This is a genomic window from Tamaricihabitans halophyticus (assembly GCF_004340875.1).
Taxonomy (GTDB): domain Bacteria; phylum Actinomycetota; class Actinomycetes; order Mycobacteriales; family Pseudonocardiaceae; genus Tamaricihabitans; species Tamaricihabitans halophyticus.
Genome location: NZ_SLXQ01000001.1, coordinates 501,412 through 524,793 on the forward strand (window position 1 = coordinate 501,412; position 23,382 = coordinate 524,793).

24 protein-coding genes are annotated in these 23,382 nt (G+C 67.3%); 13 read left to right on the top strand and 11 right to left on the bottom strand.

The window, feature by feature from the left end; all coding sequences use genetic code 11:
- Positions 1-165 precede the first annotated feature (165 nt).
- Positions 166-1,113 (bottom strand): carbohydrate kinase family protein, encoded by a 948-nt coding sequence (locus tag EV191_RS02330; RefSeq protein WP_132875118.1) that lies wholly within the window; start codon positions 1,111-1,113, stop codon positions 166-168.
- Positions 1,114-1,274: 161 nt separating this feature from the next.
- Between EV191_RS02330 and EV191_RS02335 the strand changes: the two genes are divergently transcribed.
- The gene (locus EV191_RS02335) at positions 1,275-2,417 is read left to right on the top strand and encodes an acyl-CoA dehydrogenase family protein (RefSeq protein WP_132875119.1); all 1,143 of its coding nucleotides are present in this window, start codon (positions 1,275-1,277) and stop codon (positions 2,415-2,417) included.
- Positions 2,418-2,559: 142 nt separating this feature from the next.
- Here EV191_RS02335 and EV191_RS02340 read toward each other — a convergent pair whose 3' ends face one another.
- The 4 genes from EV191_RS02340 to pdxH form a co-directional block, all read right to left on the bottom strand.
- Positions 2,560-3,288 carry a class I SAM-dependent methyltransferase gene (locus EV191_RS02340; protein ID WP_132875120.1) on the bottom strand — a complete coding sequence of 243 codons (729 nt, stop codon included), beginning with the start codon at positions 3,286-3,288 and terminating at the stop codon, positions 2,560-2,562.
- A 231-nt stretch (positions 3,289-3,519) separates the two neighbouring features.
- On the bottom strand, positions 3,520-4,734 hold the full coding sequence (locus tag EV191_RS02345) for an amidohydrolase (RefSeq protein ID WP_132875121.1): 1,215 nt from the start codon (positions 4,732-4,734) through the stop codon (positions 3,520-3,522).
- Positions 4,735-4,970: 236 nt separating this feature from the next.
- The gene (locus EV191_RS02350) at positions 4,971-5,873 is read right to left on the bottom strand and encodes an aldose epimerase family protein (protein ID WP_132875122.1); all 903 of its coding nucleotides are present in this window, start codon (positions 5,871-5,873) and stop codon (positions 4,971-4,973) included.
- A gap of 6 nt (positions 5,874-5,879) precedes the next feature.
- On the bottom strand, positions 5,880-6,590 hold the full coding sequence (gene pdxH, locus EV191_RS02355; protein ID WP_132875123.1) for a pyridoxamine 5'-phosphate oxidase: 711 nt from the start codon (positions 6,588-6,590) through the stop codon (positions 5,880-5,882).
- Positions 6,591-6,810: 220 nt separating this feature from the next.
- On the opposite strand from pdxH, the gene EV191_RS02360 reads away from it, so the two are divergent.
- On the top strand, positions 6,811-7,935 hold the full coding sequence (locus tag EV191_RS02360) for a citrate synthase 2 (protein WP_132875124.1): 1,125 nt from the start codon (positions 6,811-6,813) through the stop codon (positions 7,933-7,935).
- Here EV191_RS02360 and EV191_RS02365 read toward each other — a convergent pair.
- On the bottom strand, positions 7,932-8,417 hold the full coding sequence (locus tag EV191_RS02365; RefSeq protein ID WP_132875125.1) for a MarR family winged helix-turn-helix transcriptional regulator: 486 nt from the start codon (positions 8,415-8,417) through the stop codon (positions 7,932-7,934). The genes EV191_RS02360 and EV191_RS02365 overlap by 4 nt on opposite strands.
- 81 nt (positions 8,418-8,498) lie before the next feature.
- Here EV191_RS02365 and EV191_RS02370 point away from each other — a divergent pair, with 81 nt between their 5' ends.
- The 8 genes from EV191_RS02370 (at position 8,499) to sepH (ending at position 16,450) form a co-directional block, all read left to right on the top strand.
- Positions 8,499-9,209: an SDR family NAD(P)-dependent oxidoreductase gene (locus tag EV191_RS02370; RefSeq protein WP_132875126.1), complete on the top strand. Its 711-nt coding sequence runs from the start codon at positions 8,499-8,501 to the stop codon at positions 9,207-9,209.
- 93 nt (positions 9,210-9,302) lie between these two features.
- A complete protein-coding gene (locus EV191_RS02375; protein WP_132875127.1) occupies positions 9,303-10,139 on the top strand; it encodes an ABC transporter ATP-binding protein in 837 nt (278 codons plus the stop codon).
- Complete coding sequence (locus tag EV191_RS02380) at positions 10,136-10,954, top strand: ABC transporter permease (RefSeq protein ID WP_132875128.1); 819 nt, start codon at positions 10,136-10,138, stop codon at positions 10,952-10,954. Before EV191_RS02375 ends, EV191_RS02380 begins: the two co-directional genes overlap by 4 nt.
- The gene (locus EV191_RS02385) at positions 10,855-12,114 is read left to right on the top strand and encodes a sensor histidine kinase (RefSeq protein ID WP_132875129.1); all 1,260 of its coding nucleotides are present in this window, start codon (positions 10,855-10,857) and stop codon (positions 12,112-12,114) included. Before EV191_RS02380 ends, EV191_RS02385 begins: the two co-directional genes overlap by 100 nt.
- Positions 12,111-12,731: a response regulator gene (locus tag EV191_RS02390; RefSeq protein WP_132875130.1), complete on the top strand. Its 621-nt coding sequence runs from the start codon at positions 12,111-12,113 to the stop codon at positions 12,729-12,731. The genes EV191_RS02385 and EV191_RS02390 overlap by 4 nt, the downstream gene beginning before the upstream one ends.
- A 12-nt stretch (positions 12,732-12,743) precedes the next feature.
- Positions 12,744-14,099 (top strand): serine hydrolase domain-containing protein, encoded by a 1,356-nt coding sequence (locus EV191_RS02395; RefSeq protein ID WP_132875131.1) that lies wholly within the window; start codon positions 12,744-12,746, stop codon positions 14,097-14,099.
- Positions 14,100-14,230: 131 nt separating this feature from the next.
- Positions 14,231-15,367: a phosphoserine transaminase gene (gene serC / locus EV191_RS02400; protein ID WP_132875132.1), complete on the top strand. Its 1,137-nt coding sequence runs from the start codon at positions 14,231-14,233 to the stop codon at positions 15,365-15,367.
- A gap of 141 nt (positions 15,368-15,508) precedes the next feature.
- Positions 15,509-16,450, top strand: a complete 942-nt coding sequence (gene sepH / locus EV191_RS02405; RefSeq protein WP_132875133.1) for a septation protein SepH — start codon at positions 15,509-15,511, stop codon at positions 16,448-16,450.
- Between the two features lie 182 nt (positions 16,451-16,632).
- Here sepH and EV191_RS02410 read toward each other — a convergent pair whose 3' ends face one another.
- From EV191_RS02410 to EV191_RS02420, 3 genes are read right to left on the bottom strand one after another with little or no spacing between them, the layout of a single operon-like run.
- On the bottom strand, positions 16,633-16,869 hold the full coding sequence (locus EV191_RS02410) for a hypothetical protein (RefSeq protein ID WP_243658706.1): 237 nt from the start codon (positions 16,867-16,869) through the stop codon (positions 16,633-16,635).
- Between the two features lie 55 nt (positions 16,870-16,924).
- Complete coding sequence (locus EV191_RS02415) at positions 16,925-17,656, bottom strand: DUF2537 domain-containing protein (protein WP_243658707.1); 732 nt, start codon at positions 17,654-17,656, stop codon at positions 16,925-16,927.
- 26 nt (positions 17,657-17,682) lie between these two features.
- A complete protein-coding gene (locus tag EV191_RS02420) occupies positions 17,683-18,483 on the bottom strand; it encodes a TrmH family RNA methyltransferase (protein ID WP_132875134.1) in 801 nt (266 codons plus the stop codon).
- 140 nt (positions 18,484-18,623) lie between these two features.
- Here EV191_RS02420 and EV191_RS02425 point away from each other — a divergent pair, with 140 nt between their 5' ends.
- Positions 18,624-20,129, top strand: coding sequence for a glutamate-cysteine ligase family protein (locus EV191_RS02425; protein WP_132875135.1), 1,506 nt, complete (start codon positions 18,624-18,626; stop codon positions 20,127-20,129).
- Positions 20,130-20,240: 111 nt separating this feature from the next.
- Positions 20,241-20,876 (top strand): superoxide dismutase, encoded by a 636-nt coding sequence (locus tag EV191_RS02430; protein ID WP_132875136.1) that lies wholly within the window; start codon positions 20,241-20,243, stop codon positions 20,874-20,876.
- Between the two features lie 343 nt (positions 20,877-21,219).
- Here the strand turns inward: EV191_RS02430 and EV191_RS02435 are convergent, their stop codons facing one another.
- Together EV191_RS02435 and EV191_RS02440 are read right to left on the bottom strand one after the other, a co-directional pair.
- Positions 21,220-22,539 carry an MFS transporter gene (locus EV191_RS02435; RefSeq protein ID WP_424565422.1) on the bottom strand — a complete coding sequence of 440 codons (1,320 nt, stop codon included), beginning with the start codon at positions 22,537-22,539 and terminating at the stop codon, positions 21,220-21,222.
- Between the two features lie 5 nt (positions 22,540-22,544).
- The gene (locus EV191_RS02440; RefSeq protein WP_132875137.1) at positions 22,545-22,982 is read right to left on the bottom strand and encodes a MarR family winged helix-turn-helix transcriptional regulator; all 438 of its coding nucleotides are present in this window, start codon (positions 22,980-22,982) and stop codon (positions 22,545-22,547) included.
- 91 nt (positions 22,983-23,073) lie between these two features.
- Here EV191_RS02440 and EV191_RS02445 point away from each other — a divergent pair, with 91 nt between their 5' ends.
- Positions 23,074-23,373: a DUF2530 domain-containing protein gene (locus EV191_RS02445; protein ID WP_341539590.1), complete on the top strand. Its 300-nt coding sequence runs from the start codon at positions 23,074-23,076 to the stop codon at positions 23,371-23,373.
- Positions 23,374-23,382 lie beyond the last annotated feature (9 nt).

Consider the following 23,382-nt stretch of genomic DNA (forward strand, 5'->3'; position numbering starts at 1 on the left):
GGACAGGGCGGCGCGGACGACAAACACGTGTCGCTGCCGAGCCCGCGGTTCGCTATGGCGCACCGCAGCACCGCCCCGTTGGGGTCCTGTCAGTCCTTACGCTAGTAGCCACATCCGCGCGCGGACACCTCAACCGGTGATCCGGTTGCCTCGTTGGGACAGGTATCACACGCCGGATCGCATTTCAGTCACTTCACCACTTACCGGCGGCTGCGCCCCCTCCCTCGAGACGGTGACCGCGGCCGCCGCGGCGGCGAAGTCGAGTGCGCTCCGCCAGTCCGCATCCGCCAACTCAGCCAGCTGGCCAGGGCCAGTCAACCCCTTCCGGTGCAACCAGGCAAGTAGTGCCGCCTGAATCGTGTCGCCGGCACCGATGGTATCCACGACCGGAACCCGTACCGCAGGTACGTGCACCGTGCCGCCAGCAGCGGTGAACACGGCCAAGCCGTCCGCACCCCTGGTCAGCACGACCGCCGAAGGGCCGAGCGTCAGCCAGTCACGCACCGCACGCTCGACGTCATCCTCCTGGTCAGCGAGCCACGCCGCGTCCGCATCGGACAGTTTGAGCAGGCTGGTATGCGGTAGCCAGCGCCGGAACCGCGCACGGTACGCGTCCTGGTCGGCGATGAGGTCGGCCCGGATGTTCGGGTCGAGCGCGGTGAGCACACCCGCACCAGCGGCCCTGGCGAGTACCGCCTCGTACGCGGTGGCCCCCGGTTCCAGCACCATGCCGAGAGTGCCGAGGGAAAGCATCGTGGTCTCGCTCGGCAAACTACCTGGATCGACAAAAAGTCGATCCGCGGTCCCTTCGGTGTAGAACGTGTAATGCGCCGAACCAGAACCGTCCAGCGCAACCACAGCAAGCGTGGTTGGCTCCGACCCACGCTCCACAAGCGACAGATCTACACGGGACTCATCCAGCCGCCGCATCAGGGACCTGCCAAACGGATCGGTAGAAACCCGAGAAAGAAAGGAAACCGGCACATCCAGGCGCGCAGCGGCAATGGCCACATTGTACGGACCGCCGCCGAGCTTCGGCGCCAATGGACTGAGTGGATCGTCCACAGCGGACGGAACAAGATCAACAAGTGCCTCGCCGCCGACAACGATCACCGCGCCGCCCTTTCCCCGCTAGTCCGGCCAACCTCGATCGTCAAGGATAACCGGCGCGCGCCACCACCCTGCCGGCACGTTCCGCGCGCTGCTCGGGCCGAGTAAAGTAGTTGGACGACCGACAGTTCGACGCAGAACCAGCATGCCCTCTGGAGATGGATATGCCAGCCGAGCGACTGCTACCGGATACCGAGTCGCAGGACTTGATCGAGCTCACGCGGGAGATCGCCAAGCAGGAGCTCGAACCGCACGCCGCAGAGTACGAGGCCGCCGAGCGCTTCCCCAGGGAGCAGTTCCGCCTACTCGGCCGCAGCGGGCTCCTCAGCCTCCCCTACCCGGAGCACTGGGGCGGCGGGGCGGTCCCGTACGAGACCTACCTTCAGGTTCTCGAGGAGATCGCCACCGCGTGGATGTCGGTTGGCGTTGGCCTTTCGGTGCACACCATGTCCTGCTACGCGCTCGCCGAGTATGGCTCGCCGGAGCAGCAGGAACGCTGGCTGCCAGAGATGCTTGGCGGCGAACTGCTCGGCGGCTACGCCCTGTCCGAGAGCCAGGCGGGTTCGGATGCCGCCGCGCTGTCCACCCGCGCGGTGCGCGATGGCGCGGACTACCTGGTCACCGGCGCGAAGGCGTGGATCACCCACGGCGGGGAGGCCGACTACTACACGACGATGGTGCGCACCGCCGAAGGCAGCGAGGGCATCAGTTGCCTGCACGTCGCCGGTGATACGCCAGGGCTCACGGCGGCACCGCCGGAGAAGAAGATGGGGCTCACCGGGTCGACCACCACGCAGCTGCTTTTCGACGGCGCCAGGGTGCCGGCTGACCGGCTGGTCGGCGCGGAGGGGCAAGGGCTGAAGATCGCGTTGTCCTCGCTCGCCTCCGGACGACTGGGCATTGCCGCCTGCGCGGTCGGGCTCGCGCAGGCGGCGCTGGACGAAGCAGTCGGCTACGCCAAACAGCGTAGCCAGTTCGGTTCGCCGATCATTGAATTCCAGGGCATCGAGTTCCTGCTCGCGGATATGGCCGCCGCGGTCGAATCAGCGCGGGCGACGTATCTGGACGCGGCAAGGCGGCGCGATCGCGGTATGCCGTTCGCCCGGCAGTCGTCGGTGGCCAAGTTGATCGCCACGGACGCCGCGATGCGGGTAACCACCGATGCGGTGCAGGTCCTCGGCGGGGCCGGTTACACGCGAGACTTTCCGGTCGAGCGCTATATGCGGGAAGCGAAAGTGCCACAGATCTTCGAAGGGACGAACCAGATCCAGCGCATGGTGATCGCGAGGCAGCTCCGGAACGGCTGACACGCTCCGTAACCGCATTCCGTAAGGATCTTGCGGCCAGGGAGCACGCTCCGTGATCGCGTTCTTTAAGCTTAGCGAGGCTGGCTGGTCCCGTTCCTGGTTGCGGGTGAAACGGGACCAGCTAGCTAGCGAGAATCGTCGATCAGCCTTCGGTCTTGCGGGCCACGCAGAGCACCGACTGTCCGAATGGCACCTTGACGCCCTTCTCGATCGCCTTGGTCACCGGCACGACGAAACGGTCGTAAATGGCCACCAGCTTCGGGTTGGGCGCGCCCGCGCCGCCCTTGCGCACGGCCGCCCACCAGGCGAACGCGCCGAGGAAGTTCACCGGCTTGGCGACCTCCACGGTCAGGCCGGCAGCCTGCGCCGCGGCCGTCACCGTGGTCGGCGTGTACCGCCGGAAATGCCCAACCTTGCGGTCGAACTCACCGTAGAGTTGCTGATATCCGGGTACAAAAAGGACAATGTTGCCGTTAGCGGTCACGGATTTGGCCAGTAGCCGCAAGGCTTCCACGTCGTCTTCGATGTGCTCGAGCACGTTGATCGCGATCAACGATTCGACCGGCTTGTCCAATTCGGTCTGCCCGTCGATGTCGAACTGGCGGACCTCCATCTCGGACCGGTCCGCGAACCGCTCCTTCATCCGCTCGACGGCGCCAGGGTCCACGTCCGTGACCACATACCGGTCCGCGCCCCGGTAGCCGTCGGCGAACTCGCCGAGCCCGGCACCGACCTCAAGAACGCTGCGCCCGCAGTGCCGGCCAATCAGCTCCCGCTGGTAGGCGAGGTATCGCGGCTTCCCTTGGTCGTTTTCCAGCCCGCGTCCGGTCGCGGCCGTGAAGGCGCCCTGCCCTTGGTCGTCCTGTGTCACGCAGTCTCCAATGCATCGTGCGCGCTCGGGAAACAAAGTCCGCTGCCATTGGGTAGGTAACGGTCAGCGAGATGATCCGTACCGGCACCAGCCAGATCCGGTCCCGAGCACGCCGGGGACGATTTCCAGATTAGCTGCCCGGGATCGTAGTTGAAGGTCACAGAGTGATCTCACCCCGGCCCCATTCCCGCGATCGGGAGTACACACAGTGTTACAGCGGCCGGGGTCAGCTCAGGCTTCCTGGTAGTACCGGGCCGCGGCGCTACCGCGGCCATTGGCCTCGTCGTACTCGTAGACCTGCTCGCCCCGCACGAACACGCGCAGCGCGCGGTTCATCACGTCCAGCGGGTCGCCCGACCAGATCACCACATCGCCATCCAGACCCGGTTTGAGTGCACCCACCCGGTCGTCCAGGCCGAGCATCGCCGCCGGGTTGACGGTGAGCGCGCGCAGCGCGGTATCGCTGTCCAACCCTTCCTTCACCGCGAGCGTGGCCTGGTGCACCAGGAAGTCAATGGGCACAACGGGATGATCGGTGGTCAGCGCGATGCGCACGCCCGCGCGCGCGAGCACTCCGGGGTTGCGCAGCGTCCTGTTCCGCACCTCGACCTTGACCCTGCTGGTGAACAGCGGGCCGACGATCACCGGAATGTCCTTGGCGGCAAGCACATCCGCCACCAGGTGCCCCTCGGTCCCGTGGTTGACGATCAGCTGGTAACCGAACTCCTCGGCAAGCCGGATGGCCGTGACGATGTCGTCCGCGCGGTGCGTGTGCTGGTCCCAGTACAGCTCCCCGGCAAGCACCCTGGCCAGGGTCTCCTTGCTCAGATCCACATCGAAGGGTTTGCCCTCGCCCTCGGCGTGCGCGCGCTGCGCCGCGTAGTTGCGCGCCTCGGTAAAGGCCTGGCGGATCACCGCGGCAACGCCGAGCCGGGTCGATGGGGTCCGGTCCTTCTCGCCATAAACCCGCTTCGGGTTCTCGCCGAGCGCGCTTTTCACGCTGACCGACGCGCCGAAGAGCATGTCGGTCACCGTGCGGCCCCAGGTTTTGACCGCGACCGTCTGCCCACCGATGGGGTTACCGGAACCGGGCTTGATCACCACACTGGTGACGCCGCCGGCCAGCGCGTCATCGAATGCCACGTCGGTTGGGTCGATCCCGTCGATCGCCCGGAACCGCGCGCCATTCGGGTCGGTCATCTCGTTGGTGTCGTTACCCGACCAGCCTTCGCCATCCTCGTGCACGCCGAGATGTGCGTGCGCGTCAATGAATCCGGGCAGCACCCAGTTACCCTGAGCGTCCACACTGGACATATCGTCGGGTACGTCCACATCGGCATCGGCGCCGATCTCGGCAATCTTGCCGTCCCTGATCAACACGGTGCCGCCGTCGATCGGCTCCCCATCGACGGGCACCACGTAGCCACCTGTAATCGCGATATCCACGAACGCCGACCCTAGCTGACATAGTGTCCTGAGTCAGAAGTATGAGTGGCGTCTTTCGGACCCAGGCGGCGCCTCGCGGCGTTGGGCCCCCGCTGTGGCACGCTTGGCGGCCACGGTAGGGGAGCGTCGTCACCGATAGCGCTGCTATCGGCTTCTCCCCCACCTCACGGCGGGGGCACCCCCACCTCCGCCTTGCGATGCATCCACCTGGATCACCGAAATCCGCTAACGAACCCCTAACTCAGGACACTAAGCGCAAACGGCTCGATTCCCCAATTCACCCGCCACTTTTCGCCCGGTGCAAGGATGCGCAGATCGACCCCGGAGTTGAGCGCGTCCGGCGGGCAGGTCATTGGCTCAACCGCCAGCGCGAAGTCACCGCTTTCCGGCCGCCAGATGAACACGTGCACCCACCGAAACGCTGGATCGGCCCACAGCCGCGCTCCCCCGGCGGCGCCGCGCAGCGTATGCCGGACGAACCCATCGTCGTCCGGCTCGCAGCGCCCGAACGCGTTGTCCAGACCTAGACCACGAAGCGTGGCTACGGCGGCCCCGGCACGCAGGTCATAGGCCGTGCCATCGACCGGGCGCGGCGCCCCCTCGGGAAGCATGGTCGCCGGATCGGATGGCTGATAGCTGGGCGCGGCCACGCGTAGCACCGCATCGGCGTCGGCCCGCAGGTACGGGTGCGTGCCGAGCCCAACCGGCACCTGCTGCGCGCCAAGATTGTCCAGCTGATGCCGCACGCGCAGGCCGTGTTCATCCAGCGAGTAGTGCACCGAAACCCGCAGCGGCACTGGCCAGCCGGGCTGTTCCGGGACAACGGTGCTGAGCTGGACATGCTCGCGCTCGTGACGGATGACCGTCCAGGCATGCGCGCCGGCCAGACCGTGGATCGCGTTGCCCCGCGCCGGCTCGGTGATCTCGAGCTGCCGCGCACGCCCAAGATGCTCCCAGCGACCACCCGCGACGCGATTCGGCCAGGGCACCATGACCTTGCCGGCGGAAGGCAGTTCCCCAGCGGCATTCCGGTCCACCACGTATGCCCGGTCGGCCTGCCAGAAGCCCCGCAGGCTCGCCCCGAGGACCGACACCTCGGCAACGGCGGTTCCTCGGCGGATCCGCACCAACTCGCTCATCCGCTGTTACGGCGCCAGACGCTCCACGATCCACCGCTCGTCCACCCGCCGGAACCGCAGCCGGTCGTGCATCCGATCCCGCCTGCCCTGCCAGAACTCAACGACTTCCGGGCGGATCCGCCAGCCACCCCAGTGCGGCGGCACTGGCACGTCATCGTTCTCGCCGAACTGGCGCTGCACCTTGGCCAGCGCCTTGTCCAGCGTCGGCCGGCCCTCCACGATCCGGGACTGCGGCGAGGCCCAGGCACCGAGCTGGGAACCGCGCGGACGCTGGTCCCAGTACTCCTTGGTCTCCGCCGCACTCACCCGCACGACCTCACCGCGAACGTGTACCTGGCGATGCAGCGCATACCAGGGGAAGGTCGCCGAGGCGAACCGCGTGGCCAGCAGGTCGTGACTCTTCGCGGACGTGTAGTTGGTGTAGAAGACCACGCCGTGCTCGTCGAGGCCCTTGCACAGCACGCTGCGCGAGGACGGCCGACCGTCGGCATCGGCCGTGGCCAGCACCATCGCATTGGCGTCGGGCACGCCGGCTTTGGTGGCCTCCTCCAACCACAGGCGCAGCTGATCAGCCCAAGTAGCGGCCAGTTCCTCCTCGACAAGCGAGCCACGTTCGTAGGACACCCGCATCCCCGGCAACTCGACCGCTATGCCCGATTCGGCATCGCCGGCCTCGCCGTTCGCGACAGCCTGGCCACCGCTGCTGGTATCTGGCATGTTCCGCCACCCTCCACAACCTGCGCCATCCCGATGAACATCCGGTGAAATGGGACGGTAGGCCCTAGCCATAGTCGAACGGAACCGCCCGACTGGTGATGCGGGCCACCCGAGGCGTAGGTGATTGCTCAATGTCCGTAATCGGAGCAGAGTTTGCGCCGGAACAGGGCTCGCCAATGGACAGCCGGACCGTCGGGGAAATGGCGCGGGAGGACACCCAGTGACCAGCACAGCTCAGTCAGTGAACAACACCGAGTTTCGACCTGGCTTGGAGGGAATTGTCGCGTTTCGCACGGAAATCGCGGAACCGGACAAAGACGGCGGCGCACTGCGCTACCGAGGGGTGGATATCGAAGATCTAACCGGAAAGGTGACCTTCGGCAATGTGTGGGCGCTGCTGGTGGACGGCAGGTTCGGCCAGGGGCTGCCGCCTGCCGAGCCGTTCCCGCTGCCCGTGCACTCCGGCGATGTGCGGGTTGACGTGCAGGCCGCGCTGGCCATGCTCGCCCCGATCTGGGGATACGAACCGCTGCTGGACATCAGCGACGAGGCGGCCCGCGAACAGCTCGCCCGCGCCTCGGTGATGGCGCTTTCCTATGTCGCGCAGTCCGCGCGGGGGATACATCACCCAGCCGTACCGCAGTCCAGGATCGATGAATGCACGACGATCACCGAACGGTTCATGACCCGCTGGCGTGGCGAGCCGGATCCGGCACAGGTACGCGCGGTGGACGCGTACTGGGTGTCGGCCGCCGAGCATGGGATGAACGCGTCCACCTTCACCGCGCGGGTGATCGCGTCCACTGGCGCGGATGTGGCTGCTTCGCTTTCCGGTGCGGTCGGCGCGATGTCCGGGCCGTTGCACGGCGGCGCGCCGGCGCGGGTACTGCCGATGCTGGCCGAGGCGGAGCGCACCGGGGACGCCCGTACTGTGGTGCGCGGCATCCTGGACCGCAAGGAGCGGCTGATGGGCTTCGGGCATCGCGTCTACCGGGCCGAGGATCCCCGGGCTCGAGTGCTCCGGCGCACCTGCCAGGAACTCGGCGCGCCCCGGTTCGAGGCGGCGGCCGCACTGGAGCAGGCCGCGCTCGCCGAGCTGCGGGAGCGTCGCCCTGACCGTCCAATCGAGACAAATGTGGAGTTCTGGGCGGCGGTGATCCTGGATTTCGCCGACGTGCCACCACATATGATGCCGGCGATGTTCACCTGCGCGCGGACCGCCGGATGGTGCGCGCACATCCTGGAACAGAAGCGCACCGGTCGGCTGGTGCGGCCAGCCGCGGAATACATCGGCCCGGCGCCACGCGGACCGCAGGAGGTCGAGGGCTGGCGCGAGCTCGGCTAGCCAAGACCAGCAAGGAGTTTACGTAGAAGCTCGGTCAGCTGGGCGCGTTCGCCCGGCGACAGGTGCTCCACCAGCGTCTGCTCGTGCGCAAGCAGGTCGCCGACCAGCTGCTCGTTCAACCACAGGCCAGCCTCGGTCAGCCGCACCCTGCTGGTCCGCTTGCCACTGGCACCGCGCTCGGTGTGCACCCAGCCGGCGCGCTCGGCCTTGGCCACCCGCTGACTGATCGCGCCCGCGCTGATCAGCGAGGCTTCGGCGAGTTCGGCCGGCGTCATCGCGTACGGCTCGCCGGACCGCCGTAACGTGGAAAGCAGATCCAAAGTGGATGGATCGGTGTCCAGCGCGCGCAAGGTACGCCGCCGGTCGTCACTGAACCACTGAGCGAGCCGCCAGATCCGGGTGATCACCCCGATCGACTCGACCGGGAAATCCGGGCGCTCCCTGCGCCACCCCTCCTGGATCGCGTCCACCCCATCGGCCATCCTGCGACTCCCAGTTGTTTAGACCTAAACTCTTCCGCTACTCTGACTCCGAACAGTTTAGACCTAAATAATGGAGTTGAGATGACCCGCACCGCCATCGTCACCGGTGGAGCAACCGGGATTGGCAAAGCAACCGCCGCACGGCTGCGCGCCGACGGTCTGGACGTGGTGATCACCGGACGGCGTGCCGAACTGCTCGCCGAAACCGCCCGCGAGCTGGGTGCCACCCCGGTCGCCTTCGATGCCACCGATCCAGCGGCCATCACGGCGGCGCTGCCGGCCCTGCCCCCGCGAGTGGACGTGCTGGTGAACAACGCGGGCGGGAACACCGATATCGGAGCGCCCGCACCGGGCGATCTGGTGGCACTGCGGCAATCCTGGCTGCGCAACCTCGAGGCGAACCTGCTCGGCGCGGTACTGGTGACCACCGCGCTGCTCGACCGGCTCGCCGAACAGTCCCGGGTGATCACGCTCGGCTCGATCGCCGCGCGCGGCGGTGCCGCCGGTTACGGTGCGGCCAAGGCAGCCGTGGAAACCTGGAACCGTGAGCTGGCAAGGACCATCGGCGCACGAGGTGGCACCGCGAACGTCGTATCGCCGGGGCTGACCGAACCGACCGAGTTCTTCGGCGGCGGTCTGCCGGAGGACCGGCGCGCGATGCTGATCGAGCAGACCGCGAACGGCAGGGCTGGCACGGTGGACGACATCGCGGCGGCGATCCGCTTCCTTGCCTCCCCCGAGGCCGGTCATATCACCGGCCAGGCGCTGCCGGTCAACGGCGGCGCCGCGTAGCACGATCAACCTCGGTGTCCATCGATCGACGGACACCGAGGTTCAGCCGGACGTTCGTCCCGCGACCCGGTAGCTGGCACGCAGACTCAGCGTATGCACACCATCGATGTCCGCGGGTTGGCCAAGGCCTATCGAGGGGTACCCGCGGTACGAAACCTCGACCTGGCGGTTCCCCGCGGCGAAATCTTCGCGCTACTCGGTCCGAACGGCGCGGGCAAGACCACCACCGTGGAGATCCTCGAGGGACACCGGGCCCGGGACGCCGGCACGGTACGGGTACTCGGTGAGGACCCGGCCCGCGCGGGCTATGCCTGGCGCGCCCGGTTGGGCATCGTGCTGCAAACGGCGACGGACGCGGCCGAGCTGACCGTCGCCGAGACGGTACGACACTTCGCCAGGTACTACCCGAATCCACGCGAAGTGGACTATGTGCTGGACGCCTGCGGGCTGACCGAGAAGGCCAGCGCGCGGGTACGCCGGCTCTCCGGCGGGCAACGCCGGCGGTTGGACGTCGCGCTCGGCATCATCGGTAAACCCGAGCTGATCTTCCTGGACGAACCGACCACCGGATTCGACCCGGAGGCGCGCAGGCAGTTCTGGGACCTGATCCGGCTACTCGCCAGCGACGGCACCACGATCGTGCTCACCACGCACTACCTGGAGGAAGCCGAAACACTCGCGGACCGGGTTGCGGTGATCGCGCGCGGCGAGATCGTCGCCGAAGGCGAACCCGACACGCTTGGTGGCCGGGCAACCGCCGAAGCCACGGTCCGCTGGACGGACGCGAACGGCGTGCACACCAAACAGACCGGCACGCCAACCGCGCTGATCAACCAGCTCTCCTCGGGCACCGAGGAACTGGCCGAACTCACCGTCAGCCGGCCGACGCTGGAAGACATCTATCTCGAACTGATCGGGGGCCGGCCATGAATCAACTAGCCACCGCACTTCCCGGCACCTTCCGGCTCGGCCTGGCCAGGGGCGCGATCGAGCTCAAGCAGTTCTTCCGGCAGAAGGAACACGCGCTGTTCACCTTCTCCCTGCCGCCGTTCCTGCTGCTGATCCTCGGCTCGGTCTTCCGGCAGGCCTTCGACAACGACGGCACGGCGGTAAGCCAGATGTTCACCGCGAGCATGATCGGCTCCGGGATCATCTCCACGTCGTTCGTCAGCATGGGCATCGGGGTGGCGCTGGATCGCGAGGACGGCACGCTGAAACGGCTGCGCGGCACGCCGCTGCCCGCCGTCGCGTATTTCCTCGGCAAGATCGTGCTGGTCGGTGTATCCAGCGTGGCGCAGGTTGTCCTGCTACTCACGATCGGTCTGCTGATGTTCGACCTCACGCTGCCCACCGATCCGGCGCGCTGGGTCACCTTCGCTTGGGTGTTCGTGCTTGCCGTGGTGACCTGCTCGCTACTGGGTATCGCGGTCAGTTCGGTGGCGCGGTCGGCGCAGAGCGCGTCCTCGGTCACGAACTTTCCGTACCTGGGCCTGCAGTTCATTTCCGGGGTGTTCATCAACCCGATCACCATGCTGCCGACGGCTATGGTGACGGTGTCCTCGTTCTTCCCGGTCAAATGGATCTGTCAGGGTTTCCGTGCGGTATTCCTCCCAGAACACATGGCGGCGCGAGAAATGGCGGGCTCATGGGAACTCGGCATGATCGCACTGGTGCTGAGCAGCTGGTGCGTGCTGGGGCTGGCGCTGTGCCGGCTGACCTTCCGGTGGACGAACACCGGTCGTTGACCGAGGCATGGCGACGCTGGTACGGGCTATGGGACGCGCTGTTCGCGCTCGTCTTCGCTGGTGTGGGCTGGCTACTCGCCACCCAGACCCCCGGCACGGTCGAGCGGGTTGGCGCGCTCAGCGCGCTCGGCTGCGCGGCGCTCGCGTACCTGGTAGTTGGCCGGCGGCTGATCCTGCGCGACCGCCTCGGCCGGGATTCCTGGCTGTTCGGCGGGTTCATCCTGGCGGCCTATGTGGTCGCGGTCGCACTCACGCCGGATGCGGGATTCGTGCTGTTCGCCATCCTGCCGATGCTCTACATGTCGATACCGACGGTCGCGGCGAGCCTAGCCACCGCGGTCGCGATCCTGCTGCCGGTGTTCAGCACCCTGCTCGGCTCCCGGCTGAGCGCCGACGAGCTGCGCACCACCCTGATGCAGTCCGGTTTCATGGTGCTCTTCGCGATCTTCGCGGGATTCTGGCTGAACCGTGTCGCCGCGCAGAGCCAGCAACGCAAGGAGTTGATCGACCAGCTCGCCGCGAGCCGCGCGGAGGTGAGCCGGCTGTCCCACGAATCGGGTGTGGCCGCCGAACGCGAGCGGCTGGCCGCGGAAATCCACGACACCCTGGCGCAGGGATTCGCCAGTATCGTCACCCTGGCGCAGGCGGCCGAATCGGCCGTGGAGGTGGACTCCACTCGGGTACGTGAACGCCTCGGGCTGCTCGCCGATACCGCGCGGGAAAATCTTGCCGAATCCCGCGCCCTTGTCGCCGCGCTGACCCCGCAGGTGCTTGCCGAACACCAGGTAGCCGCCGCGCTGCGCCGGCAGTTGGACGCGCTGGGTACCGAACTGGGCATCCCGGTGGTGGCCGAACTCGGCGATACCCAGTACGAGCTGGCTACCAACACCGAGGTGGTGCTGTTGCGCGCGGGCCAGGAGGCGTTGAGCAACATCCGCAAGCACGCCCGACCGAGTACCGTCCAGCTCCGGTTGACGCACACCGAGTCGACCGTGCTGCTCAGCGTGGCCGACGATGGCGCGGGGTTCGACGCGGACCGCCCGTCCGCCGGCTACGGCTTGCCGGGCATCCGCGCGAGAGTGGCACAGATCGGCGGTCAGCTGCGGGTACACAGCTCGCCAGGGCAGGGCACCGAACTCGAGGTGGAGGTACCGCGATGACGATCCGCGTGCTGCTCGTGGACGATCACCCCGTGGTGCGTACCGGACTGGCCGGGATGCTGGACGCCGAAGCCGATATCGCGGTCGTGGGCGAGGCGGACTCGGGTGCCGAAGCGATAGCGCTGGTCGCCGAGCGTTCCCCGCACGTGGTGCTGATGGATCTGCGGATGCCCGGAGTCGACGGTGCGCAGGCCACCCGGCGGATCCTGACCGAGCACCGGGAAACCAAGGTGGTGGTGCTGACCACCTATGACACCGATGCGGACATTCTCAGCGCGGTGGAGGCCGGCGCCTCCGGGTACCTGCTCAAGGACGCTTCCCGGAGTGAACTAGCCGAGGCGGTCCGCGGTGCGGCGCGAGGCGAGACGGTGCTCGCGCCCACGGTGGCCAGCCGGTTGGTGCAACGCGTGCGGGTTCCGGCCAAGGCCGGGCTTTCCGATCGGGAGCTGGACGTGCTCCGGTTGGTCGCTAGTGGACACACGAATGCCGCGATTGGACAGGAACTACACATCAGCGAAGCCACCGTGAAAACACACCTGTTGCGGATCTTCAACAAACTCGGCGTCTCGGACCGCACGGCCGCGGTAACCACGGCGATGGCCCGCGGGCTGCTCTGACAGACTGACCGCATGCTGGAGGCTACTGAGTTCGCGCTGCTTCGCCGGCTGGCCCAGGAGCAGGCGGGCAGCCGTGCGCCGTCCATGGTCGCGGCGCTCGTGCGCGGTGGGCAGATCATCTGGACCGGGGCGCGCGGGCGGGTCGGCGACAGCCCGCCAACCACCGATACCCAGTACCGGATCGGGTCGATCACCAAATCCTTCGTGGCAGCGCTGGTGCTACGGCTGCGGGATGAGGGCAAGCTCGAGCTGACCGACCGGCTCGACAGCTACCTACCGGAAACGCAGCTCGGTGACCTCACGATCGGCCAGCTGCTCGCGCATACCGGCGGGCTGACCGCCGAATCGCCCGGCCAGTGGTGGGAGCGCACCCCCGGCGCGGACTGGACCGTGCTGAACGCGAGCCTGGATGACGACCAGCGCAAACACCGCCCCGGCCGAAGGTTTCACTACTCGAATGCCGGCTTCGGGGTGCTCGGCGAACTGGTCGCGCGGCTGCGCGGGATGAGCTGGCTGGACGCGTTGCGCGAGGAGATCCTGGCACCGCTCGGGCAGCATCGGACGACCCCGCATCCGGAGGGCCCGCACGCAGCCGGTTTCGCCGTACACCCCTACGCGGACGTGCTGCTCCCCGAACCCAGCCCGGACGCGGGCGCGATGGCTCCGGCGGGCCAACTGTGGTCCACGGTGACCGACCTGGCCAGATGGGTGCGCTTCGTCGGCGGCGACACCGCCGGCGTGCTGCATCCGGACACCGTGGCCGAAATGCGTGAGCCGGCGATCGTGGACGACGGTGACGTCTGGCAGGTCGGCTACGGCCTCGGGTTCCAGCTGGTCCGCGCGCATGGCCGCAGGTTCGCCGGGCATACCGGTTCGATGCCGGGTTTTCTTGCCTGCGCCCTGATCGACCCGGCTACCGGCACCGGCGGGCTGGTCATGGCGAATACCACCAGCGGGGTGCCGGTGGTGCCGGTGACGCTGGATCTGATCCAGATCGTGGATGACCTCGAGCCCGTGCTGCCGGCCGAATGGATACCCGCCACCGCGGTGAACGAGGAACTGCTCGCGCTCACCGGGCCGTGGTACTGGGGCCCCTCGCCGTTCACGCTGCGCCTGCTCGGTGATGGCTGGCTGGACCTGGCGCCGACGACGGGTAGCGGCAGGGCCTCCCGGTTCCGCCCGGACGGCACGGACGCCTGGATCGGCCTTGACGGGTATTACGCGGGCGAAACGCTCCGGCTGGTGCGCGGCGCGGACGGCGCGCCGAGCCATTTCGACCTCGCGACGTTCATCTTCACCCGGACTCCATATGACCCGAACGCACCCATTCCGGGCGGCACCGAAGGCTGGCGCGGGACGGCCCGCTAGACAGACCGCGTTTCTGGTGTGTCCGCGGTAACCCACGCTTAACGCGGAGCTGGCGAGCTGAAAGACTGCCTAGCGACCGGCAACGGCGCCGGGCACCAGGCAGGTGATACTACGAGTCGAGAGGCGCCGAAATGACGCAGACCGCCGATCCGACCACGCTCCAACTGCCCGCCGAGCTGCAGCCCTCCGACGGGCGGTTCGGCTGCGGGCCGTCGAAGGTGCGGCCGGAGCAGCTGAGCAACCTGGCCACCAAGGGCGCGGCCATTATGGGTACCTCCCACCGGCAGAAGCCAGTGAAGTCGCTGGTCGGCCGCATTCGCAGCGGGCTGACCGAGCTGTTTTCCCTCCCGGACGGCTACGAGGTGGTTCTCGGCAACGGCGGCACGACGGCCTTCTGGGACGCGGCCGCCTTCGGGTTGATCCGCGAGCGCGCCCAGCTGTTCACCTACGGCGAGTTCTCCGCGAAGTTCGCCAAGGTCACCAAGGGCGCTCCGTTCCTTGCCGACCCGATCGTCACCGAGGCCGAGCCGGGCAGTGCGCCGGAGATCAGCTTCCAAGGGGGCTCGGACCTCATCGGTTGGGCGCATAACGAGACCTCCACGGGTGTCGCGGTGCCGGTACGGCGCCCCGCCGGGTCCGATGGCGCGCTCGTCGCGATCGACGCGACCAGTGGCGCGGGCGGGCTACCGGTGAACGCGGCCGATTTCGACGTCTACTACTTCGCGCCGCAGAAGTCCTTCGCCGCCGACGGCGGCCTCTGGGTGGCGCTGTGCAGCCCGGCCGCGGTCGAGCGGATCGGCGAGGTCGCCGGCACGGACCGCTGGATCCCCGAGTTTCTTTCGCTGGCCACCGCGCTGGACAACTCGCGCAAGGACCAGACGTACAACACGCCCGCGCTGGCCACGCTGTACCTGCTCGCCGACCAGATCGACTGGATGAACGGCAACGGCGGGTTGGCCTGGAGCTCAGCGCGGACGAAGGATTCCGCGGACCGGCTCTACTCCTGGGCCGAGGCCAGCCCGTACGCCCAGCCGTTCGTGACCGAGCCGGCGCACCGCTCGCAAGTCGTTGGCACGGTTGACTTCACCGACGACATCGATGCGGCCGCGGTAGCGAAGGCGTTGCGTGCCAACGGAATCGTCGATGTGGAGCCGTACCGCAAGCTCGGCCGCAACCAGCTGCGGGTCGGCATGTTCCCCGCGATCGAGCCGGCCGACATCAGCACGCTCACCAAGGCGATCGATTGGGTGATCGACGCACTGCGCTGATCGGCGAACTGTGCTTCGCTTCAGGTGAAGTACACCTCGATGCCACGGAGTTCGGCGCGCCTCGCACGTCAAGGCGACGCGCCGAACTACCGTGGCACCCAGTCGAGGTGTTATGTCGGAACAAGGTCGCGGGAGGCCGTGATGCGCGCGTTGCGAGTCGTGGGACTCAGCGGCGACGGGAAATCCGTCATCTGCGAGGACCCGCGCGGCGAGCGGTTCACGTTGCCCGCGGACGAGCGGCTGCGCGCGGCCGCACGCGGTGACATCACCCGACTCGGCCAGATCGAGATCGAGCTGGAGAGCCAGATGCGTCCTCGCGAGATCCAGTCCCGCATCCGTGCGGGAGATTCCGTTGAACAGGTTGCCAATGCCGCCGGGCTGCCCGCGCAGCGCGTGGAGCGATTCGCCTACCCGGTGCTGCTCGAACGCTCGCGCACCGCGGAACTAGCGCAGCAGGCGCACCCGGTTCGCGAGGACGGCCCGGACGTGCAGACCCTCGGCGAGGTCGTCGCGCATGCCTTCGGGCTACGCGGACAGGACTACGGCAGCGCCCGCTGGGACTCCTGGCGCGGCGAGGACGGCAAATGGATCGTCGCGCTGCACTGGAAGGCCGGCCGCTCGGACAACCGGGCACGGTGGGTGTTCTCCCCAGGCGCGCATGGCGGCACGGTCACCGCGCTCGATGACGCCGCGCTCGAATTGCTCGACCCGAATTTCAACGCGGGGCTGCGCACCGTGCACGGCTCGGGCGAGCCAGCGGCGCGGCGCAGGGAAGAGCCGGAGATCCTCGCCAAGGAGGATCCAGTCAAAGACGCCCCAGTCAAGGACGCCGACGACAATACGGCCGAGCTGCCTGGGTTGCTCGACCGGACGGAGCCGGTTGGCCAGGTCATCGAGGCTTCGATCCCGGACGCGTCGGCCGAAGCCGAAACGGCTGAGCCCGCGCCAACCGAAGACGAGGCGGCCGGGGCGGAACAGGCCAAGCCTGCCGCGCAGCCAGCCGCGCGCAAGGGCAAGAACAAGAAGGCGATGGTGCCTTCCTGGGAAGACGTGCTGCTCGGCGTCAAATCCCAACGCGGCTGAGCCCCAGCCTCGCTAACCTTAAAGAACGCGACCACAGAACGTCACTGGCCGCTGCGCACCGTCACCGCAAGATCCTTAAAGATTGCGATCTCGGGGCGCCGGCGACCACGACAGACTCGCTAACCCTAAAGAACGCGGTCACCGAGCGCGAACGCGATTACGGGGCGTGCTCGCGTGGGCTGCTAGTCGCCTGGCACGTTGTCCAGGAACCGCGCGTCGCAGCCGGCCGTATCGCACCATTGTTCGGCCTCTGCCCTGCTCAACCACACCGAGCCAGGTGGCCGCTCCCTGCCGAGCGCGGTCCAGCCATCTGGCGCGAGGACATGCAGCCGCGCATCGCGCAGGGCAAGCAGTCGCCCTTCCGGAAACGCCATTGTCGCCACGGTACGCAGGAAGCGCACCGGCTCCGGTCTGCTCATCCGCATATGATGCCGCGCTGGTTCACCCGAGCTCGCGCGGCCCCGCCGATCCGGCTCAGCCGAGCACGAACGGTAAGCCGAGCCACCCGGCGGCGAGCCCGGCACAGGCGCCGAACGCGACCCAGCGCCAGATCAGCACCCGCCGCAGCAGCCAGATCGACGGGCTCATCCCCGCCGTGAGCACGATCGCCGCGCCGATCGCGAGCAGCAGACTCGCATCGGCCAGTGTCACCGTCAACGCCAGCAGCATCAGCGCGACGAGCAGCGCGGCCGCCCCGGCGACGGTCAGCCCGGTCGCCCACGGCGTCCCCGCGGGGCGCGGAACGTTCGGCACGGTTTCCTCATCCACCAACGCGGGCGGGCGCCCGTAGAAGGTGATCCCCGCGCCGGCTTCGCTTTCCGCCCGCACCGCGCGAACACGCGGTTGTGCCACCGGCTCCGGGCCCTGCTCGGCACGTTCCGCCGACGGCTCTACCGGCGCGATATCCCCGGTGAACGGGTCGACGTAGTCGACCACCCGGTCCATCGACCTGGCCAGCCGAGCCGCGAGCTGGTGTCCTCGACGGGAGACCAGCGGCCCAACCTGCGCCAGACTCGCCGTGTCCGCGTTTCGGGAGACAGCGGCAACCACCCGCGCCCATTCATGCAGCGCCTCCGGCAGACCACTGTCCAGCGGAAGCTCGGCGGGATCAACCTCCCGCGCGGGCTCGGCATCGTGCCGAACCACCACGGCGCGCGCATCCCGAGTGCGCAGCTCCACGTTCACCTCAACCCGCTCCTGGAACACTCGTGCAGACCCTAGCCGGCGCAGGGTCACCCGCGCAGCGCATGGAAGGCAATGGCGGCCGAAGTCGCCACATTGAGCGAGTCCACGCCATCCGCCATCGGTATCCGCAGCCACGAGTCGGCGGCCGCCAGTGCGGGTTCGCTGAGTCCCGGCCCCTCCGAACCGAGTACCAGCGCGACCCGTTGCCCGGCGAGACCAAGCTCGGCCGGTGGCACGCCGTCGGCTCGCGGCGTCATCGCGACCACCCGGAAACCGAGTTCGCGCAGCATGGCAAGGCCATCCGGCCACGGCTGCAGCGGCGCATGCGGAACCCGCAGCACATGCCCCATCGATACGCGCACGCTGCGGCGGTAAAGCGGATCCGCGCTACCACCGCCAAGTAGCACCCCGTCGACACCGAGCGCGGCGGCGTTTCGGAACAGCGCACCAAGATTCTCGTGATCACCGACGCCTTCGGTCACGGCCAGCAGTCGCGCGCCGCGAGCGAGCTCCGTCACACTCGGCGCCGGAGCGCGGTCCGCGACCGCGAGCACACCTCGATTCAGGTGGAAGCCGACCACCTCGGCCATCACCTCGGCACTGGCGATGTACGCGGGCACGGGCAAATCGTCTAATTCAGACGCAAGTTCCTCGATCCTGCGCGGCACCCCGAGTAGCGCGCGGATCGGATACGGCGAGCCGAGTAGCCTGCGCACCACGACGGTTCCCTCGGCAATCACCAATCCCTTGCCACCTGGTCGGTCCGGCCGACGATCCGCGGTGGACAGTGCGCGGAAGTCATCCAGCCGAACGTCCGCTGGGTCAGTCGTTGTGATCATTTCGGCCACACCGCGCAGTCTGCCAGTCAGTATGATTGCTCACGGTGAACCCCCTCTGACCGACAGCACTAGTTTGGCCGCTACCGCGCCGAATTTCGCTGTGCGACGGTGGTGCACTGACCTGAATCGCCATCCCAGCTGGAGGGCAGATGGCCCCGTGTACCGGCTCAGCCCCGGAGCCGTTCGTACCGCATCAAAGACAGCGCTATCGCCGGAAGGTACATCGTTGCCTGGACGCGCTGGCCGATATGCTCACCAGCTCTCGGTTCTGTACCGAGGAGCGGCGAATCGGGCTCGAAATAGAGCTCAATATCGTGGACGAAACGCTACGACCGTCCATGGCGAACTCGGTTGTTCTGGAAAAGCTGAACGACCCCTCGTTCACGATTGAACTGAGCCAGCACAACCTGGAACTCAACGTGCCGCCGCGCGAGCTGTCCGATGCGGCGCCGATGCAGCTGGAACGGGAGCTGCACACCTCGCTGGCCAATGCCAACAAAAAGGCCCAGGACGCCGGCTGCGATCTGGCGCTAATCGGAATCCTGCCAACCCTGGAATCCGAGCACTTTCAGAAGAAATGGATCTCAAACAATCCACGCTACGTGAGCTTGAACGATCAAATCGTCGCGGTACGTGGCGAACAACTCGCGCTTGACATCGACGGCGCCTCGCTGCCCGGCAGGCAGCCGGAGGCACTGCGCACCTACGCCGAGTCCATCCTGCCGGAGGCGGCGTGCACCTCACTGCAACTACACCGGCAGGTCCGACCGGACGAGTTCGCCGCTTACTGGAATTCGGCGCAATGCCTCGCCGGCGTTCAACTCGCGATCGGCGCGAACTCCCCATTCCTGCTCGGGAACGCGCTGTGGTCGGAAACGCGGATTCCGCTGTTCCTGCAGGCCACTGATACACGCACGGAGGAGCTGCGAAATCAGGGCGTCCGCCCGCGCGTCTGGTTCGGCGAGCGGTGGATAACGTCCGTACTCGACCTGTTTGACGAAAATGTTCGCTACTTCCCAGGGCTCATCGCCGAATTCGACGACGAGGACCCGCTGACGACGCTGGATGAAGGGAACACTCCCGGGCTGGCCGAACTGCGCACACATAACGGAACCATCTGGCGCTGGAATCGTCCGGTTTATGACGTGGTACACGGAGTTCCACATCTGAGAGTAGAAAACCGGGTGCTACCCGCTGGGCCAACCGTGTCGGACATGGTGGCGAACGCCATGTTCTTCTACGGAGCGCAGCACTCCCTTGCCCATCAAGAACGTCCACTATGGACGAACATGTCGTTCGCGAGCGCGGAGGAGAACTTCTTCGCCGCGGCGAAATCGGGGATGGACGCCAAGCTCTACTGGCCAGGACTCGACTGGACCGCGCCGGACGAACTGGTACTGCAGGAGCTGCTGCCGCTCGCCAGGGAAGGCCTGCGCGCCTACGGCGTGACCGACCGCGCGAGCGAGCACTACCTCGGCATCATCGAGCGACGCTGCCTGACCCGACAGAACGGGGCGAGCTGGCAACGCGATGCGGTCCGCGCGCTCGAAGATCGCGGGTACGACCGCAACGCCGCGCTGCGCCAGATGTTCGAGCGGTACCTGGAGCTGATGAACAGCGGGGAACCCGTGCACAACTGGCCGATCCCCCGCTAGGCCCACCCAGAAACGACCGGTAGCCGGTACCCAGGTTGGCCCGTCCACCTAGTTGCAAGTATGTTGCAACTGAGAAGAACTTGCGTCAGTGTTCGCGTCAAAGGACGGTTGATGGCTACCTACACACTCCCCGATCTGGACTACGACTACGGCGACCTCGAGCCGGCGATCATCGGCGAGATCAACGAGTTGCACCACAGCAAGCACCACGCGGCGTACGTGAAGGGCGCCAACGACACGCTGGAGCGCATCGCCGAAGCACGCGATGCGGGCGACTACAGCTCGATCGTCGGCCTGGAGACCACCTACGCGTTCAACCTCGCAGGGCACTCGCTGCACCAGATCTGGTGGAAGAACCTCAACCCGAATGGTGGCGACAAGCCGACCGGCGAGCTCGCCGCCGCGGTCGACGAGCACTTTGGCTCCTTCGACAAGCTCAAAGCACAGCTCACCGCCGCGGCCACCACGATCCAGGGCTCCGGCTGGGGCATCCTCGCCTGGGATCCGGTCGGCGAGCGGCTGATCACCCAGCAGCTCAAGGATCACCACTCGAACCTGTCCATCGCGACGACTCCGCTGCTGGTGTTCGACACCTGGGAGCACGCCTACTACCTGCAGTACCGGAACGTGAAGGCCGACTACATCAACGCGCTGTGGAATGTCGTCGACTGGACCGATGTGGCCAGCCGGTTCGCCGACGCGCGCGCTGGGCGTAACGGGCTACGCCTGCCGAACGCCGCCGGCTAGTCCGGGGCCGACCAGCCGGTTTCTCGAACCCGGCAGTGGATGCTCCGACAAGTTGACGCTGCCGTAGCCCCCAGTCGGGGGCCGCCCGAGGCCGGGGATCCCATCCAACCCAGGGGTTCCCGGCCTCCTCTTATACGCTCCGTAGCCGCAATCTTTAGGGATCTTGCGGTTCAGGGCGTGCGGCCGAGGGAGCGGCTGGGCACAATCGACATACGAGAACGGGGCCCCGCCGCCGGTTACCCGGTTGCGAGGCCCCGTCCGTTCCCGAACTGACTGCCGCTCCCACCACGAAGCGGTAGTTATGAGGTTAGCCTAACCTCATTAGAAGGCGCAACCCCCCGATCTATACCCGCGCGCGCTTTCGGCCACGAAGATAGGTGTGGGTAGCAACCACGATGGCCGCCAGCGCGGCGATCGCGCCGCCGACCAGGAACGGGCTCCGACCGCCGAAGGTGTCCGCGAGCCAGCCGGTCAGCAACCCGCCTATCGGGTTCCCGCCGAGGAACACCAGCATGTACAGCCCCATCACCCTGCCGCGCATCTCTGGACTCACGGCAAGCTGCACGGTGCTGTTCGCGGCGGTGGTGAAGGTCATCAGGGCCGCTCCCACCGGGATCAGTGCCAGCCCGAAAGCGAGATAGCTGGGCATCACCCCGACCACGATCTCCAGCAGGCCGAACAGCAGCGCGGCGGCGAACATCAAGCGCAGCCGTGGCTTACCCTTCGCACTACGCCGCGCGGCGACGATCGCGCCGGTGAGCGTGCCAACCGCGAGCAGCGTGGAAAGCAATCCGTAGCTGTCCGCGTCCCTGCCGAACACGTTCGCCGCCGCGATCGCCAGCGAGGTGAAGAACGTCATCCCGAAGGTGCTGACGAAAAAGACCAGGGCGAGCACGGCCCGGATATCCGGGCGGCCACGCACGTAGCGCAAACCCTCGCGCAGCTGGCCAGGTTCGCGGTCGACCTGCGGGCTGCGATACAGCTTGGCTGGGTCCATCAGCAGCAAGCCGATGATCACCGCGACGGTCAGCACCGCGGTCACCAGGAACACCCAGCCGGTGCCGATCCAGGTGATGGTGAACCCGGCCACCGCCGGTCCAACGATCCGCGCGAGATTGAAGATCGCCGAATTCAGCGCCACCGCGTTGGGCACCTGGTCGCGGCCAACCATCTCGATCACGAAGGACTGCCGCACCGGAGTTTCCACCGCGCTGAACGTGCCGAGCACCACGCACAGCAGGTACACCTGCCACAGCTGCACCAGCCCGGTGATATCGAGCAAGCCGAGCACCAGCGCACAGCCGAGGATGCCGAACCGCAGCCCGATCAGCAGCTTGCGCTTGTCCAGCCGATCGGCAAGCACCCCGGCCCAGAGCGAGAACAGCAAGGTGGGAACAAACTGCAGTGCGGCAGCGATCCCGAGCGCCATCGGGTCATTGCCGGTGAGCGTGAATACCAGCCAGTCCTGGGCGATGCGCTGCATCCAGATGCCGATATTGCTAACCACCTGGCCGGTGAAGAACAGCCGGTAGTTCCGCTCGGCAAGGGAACCGAAAGTCGCGCGCAGCCCGCGGGTTGCCGGCTTGTCGGTTCGGGTACTTCGAGTTGGCTTCGATCGGCGCTTGTCGCGCTTATCTCGAGCCGCACCCGAACCAGTCAGCACCGCTGTTACTGCCCCGCCATCCTGTCGATGATCTCCGCCGCGCGGGAAAGCGTCTCCCGCTCCGACTCGTCCAATTTGTCCAGCTGGCTGGCCAGCCAGGCCTCCCGCGCCGAAATATCCGCGTTGATGTACTCGCGGCCAGCGTCGGTCAGCGCCACGATGGCCTGCCTGCCATCCGTGGGGTGCGCGGTACGGCTGACGTACCCCGCCTCTTCCAGCGCGGCGAGCACCCTGGTCATAGAGGGTGGCTGCACGCTTTCCCGTGCCGCAAGATCCCGTGGGCTCAGCGCACCACACTTGTGCAATGTGGACATCGCGGAGATCTGCGTCAGCGAGATCGCGGCCGTGGTTCGCTGCGCCCGCAGTCGACGATTCAGCCGGACGACCGCCAGCCGCAGCCGGCTGACGAGGGCACTTTGCCCAGCCTCCGGCTCGGTTGACATATCGTTAGCATACCTCACTAGTTATCCTTCCGCCGTACGACGCCCGAAAGCGGGCAGCTGAATCATCCGTTCGAACCGGTAACCTGCAGGTGTGGTTCCGCGCAACGACGACGCACCAGACGAGGCCGCAAGCGCCACCCCGCTGCGGCCGCCGCCCCCGCTGCCCGCCAAGCTGACCGAGACCAGCCGGTTTGTCATCGGCGGTACGGCTGCTTGGTTCGCGCTGTGCTGCGTGCTCCTGGTGTTGATATTCGGGTTCGACACCGGCTCCACCTTGCTGCTCTGGACCGCCACCGCGGGCTGGGTCCTCGGCCTGATCGGGCTGTCCATCATGTTCTGGCAACGCAGCGCGGCGCGCAGGGGGAGCCGCTCGGCGCAGACCGGCCAGTGACAAGCCATA